We start from the raw sequence: 5,496 nt of genomic DNA on the forward strand, positions 1-5,496 counted from the left end.
CCTGATGGCAGCCTATGAAACGACCTATGGCTCACCGCCGTCCGACGGGTATCACCGGCTTGGCTTCTCGCGATACGGGCTATCCGCCCGCCAGCCCCTGCTCGAAAATGATCTGCTTGGTGAGGGACGCGACCCCGCGCCTGCGGTGCTCGGTGCACTCACCTGCGACGGCGAAGTCGCGGTGCCCTGCGATGCGCGGCAGATCGGCTTCTGGCTCAAGGCGCTGCTGGGTGAGCCGACAACGACGGGCACCACGAATTTCACGCATAGCTTCCAATCCGGCGGCGCCACCATCCCAAGCCTGTCGCTTCAGGCGGTCAACCCGGACGTCCCGTTGCGGCGCACGCATTTTGGGGCCCGCGTCGATAGCTTCACGCTACCGCTTCGTCGCGATGGCCTGACCAGCGCCACCCTCTCCCTCATTGCGCAGGGAGAGAGCACGGACAATGTCGATCGCGATCTGACCCCTGTAAGCTACAACGCGCTGCGCTTCGGCTCCTTCCAGGGAACGATCCGACGCAATGGCGCCGCTATGGGGCGCGTCGTCTCCGCCGAGATCGTCTATCGCAATGGCCTCGATCGCATCGAGACGATCCGCTCCGATGGGCTGATTGATAGCGCTGAGCCGACCGTCGCCGCCTGCACCGGCAACATCGTCGTCCGCGTTGACGGGACGACGCTGATCGATGCCGCAACCGCAGGCACGCCGATGGAGCTCGATTTCGGCTATGTGCGCGACGCCAATACGAGCCTCATTTTCACCGTGCACGAGGCGGTGCTCTCGCGCCCCTCCGTGCCGATCGAAGGTCCGTCGGGTATTCAGGTCACCTTCGAGTTTCGCGGCGCCAAGGACCCGACGCTTGGCCGCATGCTGACTGCTGTCCTCAAGAATGATGTTGCAGCCTACGGAGCCACTCCATGATCCGCCTTGGTCTCAAAGCCGAGCCCTATTGGCTCGAACTGCTGCCCGGCGTACGGCTCAAGGTCCGCCCCTTTGGGACGGCGCTATTCTTTGCCGCCCAATCCGCCATGGTGCGGGTCGACACCGAGGGCGAGACGGCAAGCGAAGTCATCGACGCCCTACGCGGTGTCGCCTTCATCAAGGCGCTCGCCCGGCTCTCCATCATCGAATGGGAGGGCATCGCCGACGATAAGGGTGCCCCGGCGCCGGTCACAGCTGAGGCAGTCGAGGCCCTGATGGAAATCTGGCAAGCGGCGGCCGCTTTCGAGCGGATCTACGCGCGTCCGATTGCGGAGATCGAAGCCGAAAAAAACGCCTGAGCGCCCGCGCCGAATGGCACTTTGGCGGCGGGCCTGCCTATTGCGCGGCCTGCCCCGGACGCTGCCCCGAATGTCCCTACGATCGCGATCAACCAGCCACTGCTGAAGGCTGGGAAGTCTGGGACCTTCTGGAGCGCTGCGCGGGGCAACTGCGGATGGGTCCAGCAGGCCCGGTTGGGCTCGATTTCGGGGCTGTGTTTCTCATGGGTGATGCGCTCGGCGTGAGCCGACCAGCGCTCGCCGAACTCCTGCCCGCGGCCGAAACCGGCCTCATGCGCGGCATCATCAAGCGAAACGACACGAGCGAGGATGGCGAACCGTAACATCTCGGTCCGACTGCAGGTCGATGGGGGACGCTTCAAGGCCGAACTGGTCGAAGCGGGTCGCACCGGCCAGCAGGCGCTCAAGACCATTGAGACGGCGGCGCGCGACGCGGGCAACGCTCTGGAGCGGACCGGCGCCTCGGCGCAAAAGGCCGACCGAGAGCAGGAGAAGCTCGCCCGTTCCGCCGAGCGCCTGAAGCGCCAATATGCCGATGGCTATCAGGCCGCCCAGGAACAGGGCCGCGCTAGCGCCCTACTCGGCAAAGGGCTGCTGACGCAGGGCGAGTATGCCAGTGTCGTCGAGGGCATCGGGCGCAAATTCACCGCCGCCGGCGCACAAGCGCGGAGTTTCGGCCGGGCTGTCGAGACGCAGGGCCAGCAGGCTCGCATCACTGCCCGCCAGTTGGCCCAGCTGCAGCCGCAGCTGAACGATATCTTCACGACGCTGACGACGGGCATGAGCCCGTTGACGGTGGCCCTCCAACAGGGCCCGCAGATCACCCAGATCTTCGGCGGGATCGGGGCGACATTCCGGGCGATCCCGCCAGTGGCGCTCGGCGCAGCAGCTGCCTTGGCAGCCATCGGCATACCGCTCGCGATCATTCTGTCTCGCGCCAGCGATCTTGCAGCGGAAAGCCGGACCTTCAACGTGGCGCTTGCCGCCATGGGGCGTCAGGGTCAGACCACAGCGGGGCAGCTGAACGAACTCGTCGAGAAGCTTCGTGATGTCGGCGTCGCGCGTGATGAAGCGCGCTCGGCGATCTCGACCCTTGTTCGCACGCCGAACCTTCCAGGCGCCGAGATCCCGCGTCTGGCGAGCATGGCGCCCGATCTGGCGGCCGCGATGGGGTCTAGCACCAGCGACGCGGCTCGACAGCTCGCTGAACTCGCGACCGGCGGCTACGACGCGATCATCAAGCTGGACCGGGCGCTGAATGGTTTCCTCAACCCGTCTCAGCGCGAGAACATCCGCCTCCTCGCAGAGAAAGGCGAGAAGTCGCGCGCCTATGGCATCGCTATCGCGGCGCTGCAGGAACGCATCCGGGGGCTGAACGAGCAGTCGCTTTCGCCCACCGAGAAGTCGATCAACGACATCAGTCGTGCCTGGGACCGCCTTGTCGATAACCTGGCGCGCGGCGCGATCGGTCGGATCACGCTGCAGGTCGTCGAAGGCGCGATCTCCGGCGCGGCCAATCTGCTTGGTCCATCCCAGCCGCGTGTCCGCGATCCCCTCGCTGAGGCCGAGGATGCATTGCAGATGGCGGTCGAGCGTCTTGACCGCTTCAACCGCGAGACCCGGCTCTACAGAGACCCTAATGCGGAAGTGGTCATCCCGGGCTTTGGCTATGGGTCGCCTAACGCTGTGCGACTTCAGGTCCAAGAGCAGGTCGAGGCCGCACGAGCGGAGTACGAGCGGCTCCGCCAGGCCGCTGAACAAGCGCAAGCCCGTGCTCAGGCCCAAGCCCAGCCACCGGTGGTTGCGGGTTCTTCGGTCGGTGGCCCCCAGCCCATGGCGATCGGCGAAGAGACCGCGCGCCAGATCGCCGACCTCGAACGACGCCAACGGATCTACAATGCAGCGCCCGCCCGCCGCCCTCTTGTGGAGGCGGAGATCCAGGCAGAGATCACCGCGCGCGAACGGAATCTCAATGCGCTGGAGGCCGAAGCTCTCAAGCGCCGCATGGTTGCGGACGCGGCGGCTCAGCAGCGCCAACAATACCAGGACCAGACGCGTGAACTGGAGATCCAGAGCCGCGCGACGCTCGCTGTGGCGGACGCCTATGGACAGGGTCAATCGGCCGTCATCCGCGCCGAGGCGGCTCGGCAAGCGGCAATCGAGGGCTACCGCAACGGAATCAACGAGACGGCGCGAACGGAGGAAATCCTCCGTACACGCGTCCTCGAAACTGTCGAAGCGCAGGCGCGTGCCGCCTTTCAGGCAGAACTGTCGGCCCAAAGCGCGCGCAGGCTCGCGGAAGCAGAGGCGCAAGGAACTGCCGCCGTCCAGCGGGCCGAGGTGGCTGAGCGATCCTTGGCGGCAACCCGTGACGCGCGTGCGGCCCTCTCTCTCGCCACGGGCGCAGCAGAGGAAAGGCTGCGCGCCTCCATCGAGGCGACGACACGCGCGATCGAGGCACAGGCCGCCGCCGAACGCGCCCGCATGCTGGCCCGCGAGCGACGCACATCGACCAATGACCGCGACATTGCCGAACGGGAGGCACAAGCTGCGCGTCTGAGCGATCCTGCCGAGAGACGGGCCGCAGAACTTGCCATCGAGCGTGAGCGTCGCATGCAGAGCATGCGTGAGCGTCTTGGCGGCGTCGATGAACAAGTTCTCCAGGCGCAAGATGCTGCAGCAGCGTTTCGCGAGCAGGCGCGCTACTTCAACGACATCCGTGATCAGGCAAAGAGCCTGTCGAGCGACATATCGAACTTCCTGGTCGATGGCTTCGCCAATGCCGGCAAAGCCGGGAAGAGCGTCTTTGCCAACCTCGCCGAAGGCGCGGTGGGACTGTTCCGGCGTATGGCAGCGCGCATCGCTGCAACGCTCATCGAGCAAAAATTCATCCTGCCAATCACCACGCAAATCGTGGGGGCATTCCCGAGCCTCTTTGGTGTGGTGGCGCCACAGGCAGCTGCGCAGGCAGGTGCGAGCGCTGCTGCTGCAAGTACTGGCGGTGGGTTCTTCGATGGCATCTTCAATTGGATCTCCGGCCTCTTCGGCGCCGCGCATGCCGGTGGCCTGATCGGCATAGCGCCATCCCACACCAGGCTGGTGGCACTCGGCGCCTTTGCAGGGGCTGAGCGTTTCCATGCAGGCGGCATGCTGGGTTTGCGGCCGGATGAGGTGCCGTTTGTCGGTTTGCGTGGCGAGGAAGTTCTGACGCGCAATGACCCGCGCCATCGGTGGAATGCGGAGCGTCTCGATCGCATGCGCATGCCGGCGCCGGCGAATGATGTGCAGGTCAATGTCTACGATATGCGCATTGGTCGCGATCAGCCGCCTGCGCGCACCGAACAGCGCCGTGGCGCCGATGGCAAACGCGAGATTGCTGTCTTCATCGAGGACAAGATCGACGAAGCGATCCGAAGCGGACGCCTCGATCGGGCACAGGGCGAGACCTATGGCTCCCGCCGTTTGACCAAGCGGGTTTGAGAGATGGCCAATATCGTCTGGCCTTCGAGCCTGCCGCAGCGTCCCACCGTCGGTGGTTACCAAGAGCGCTTTGCCGACACGGTCTTGCGCACGGCCATGGAGGCTGGGGCCGCCAAGACCCGGCGCCGGTTTACGGCAGCGCCACGCCAGATCGAGGTGACGTTCCGCGTCAACGCAGCACAGGCCGCAACCTTCAAGAGCTTCTTTGAGGAAACCACAGCCGGCGGCGCCTTGCCCTTCGACTGGGTTCACCCGCGCGAGGGGACGGCCGCGGAGTTCCGTTTTGTTGAAGCGCCTCGCGTGTCAGCCGTTACCGGAACGCTGTTCTCGGTCGCGGTCAAACTGGAGCAGATGCCGTGAGGACGATATCGCCCGAAGCACGGTCAGCGGCACACGCCGAAGCGTCCGACAAGGTCTGGCTGGTCCTACTCGAAATCTCGGCGACAGGTCTTTCTACGCCCATTCGCGTTGTCAATGACAATGTCGATGTCATCCACCAGGGCTGGACCTTCATTGGCTACCCATTCGAGGTAGAACTGCCGCCCGAAAGTCAAGACCGCCCGATGATCGCGCGTATCCGCATCGACAATACGGAGCGACTGATCGTCGATGAAGTGCGCACCATTAGCGAACCACCGAGCGTGACACTCCGGGTGGTGCTCGCGGACCAGCCCGATGTAATCGAGGTCGAGTATGCGGGCATGCGGCTGCGCAACGTGACCTGGGATGCCGGAG

At 65.1% G+C, this 5,496-nt stretch carries 6 protein-coding genes; all 6 read left to right on the plus strand.

Annotation, left to right across the window (positions count from 1 at the left end):
- Window positions 1-922 (plus strand): phage tail tube protein (locus ACKOED_RS15765; protein ID WP_408917578.1); only part of this gene is annotated, 922 nt, incomplete at its 5' end.
- A complete protein-coding gene (locus tag ACKOED_RS15770; protein WP_408917579.1) occupies window positions 919-1,281 on the plus strand; it encodes a hypothetical protein in 363 nt (120 codons plus the stop codon). The genes ACKOED_RS15765 and ACKOED_RS15770, both read left to right, overlap by 4 nt.
- The gene (locus tag ACKOED_RS15775) at window positions 1,278-1,604 is read left to right on the plus strand and encodes a DUF1799 domain-containing protein (protein ID WP_408917583.1); all 327 of its coding nucleotides are present in this window, start codon (window positions 1,278-1,280) and stop codon (window positions 1,602-1,604) included. The genes ACKOED_RS15770 and ACKOED_RS15775 overlap by 4 nt, the downstream gene beginning before the upstream one ends.
- Window positions 1,591-4,761, plus strand: coding sequence for a phage tail length tape measure family protein (locus ACKOED_RS15780; RefSeq protein ID WP_408917580.1), 3,171 nt, complete (start codon window positions 1,591-1,593; stop codon window positions 4,759-4,761). Before ACKOED_RS15775 ends, ACKOED_RS15780 begins: the two co-directional genes overlap by 14 nt.
- Window positions 4,762-4,764: 3 nt before the next feature.
- Window positions 4,765-5,121, plus strand: a complete 357-nt coding sequence (locus ACKOED_RS15785; protein WP_408917581.1) for a hypothetical protein — start codon at window positions 4,765-4,767, stop codon at window positions 5,119-5,121.
- Window positions 5,118-5,496 (plus strand): DUF1833 family protein (locus ACKOED_RS15790; RefSeq protein ID WP_408917582.1); only part of this gene is annotated, 379 nt, incomplete at its 3' end. The genes ACKOED_RS15785 and ACKOED_RS15790, both read left to right, overlap by 4 nt.

Origin of the sequence: Aestuariivirga sp., from assembly GCF_046093005.1 — a bacterium.
Taxonomy (GTDB): Bacteria; Pseudomonadota; Alphaproteobacteria; order Rhizobiales; family Aestuariivirgaceae; genus Aestuariivirga.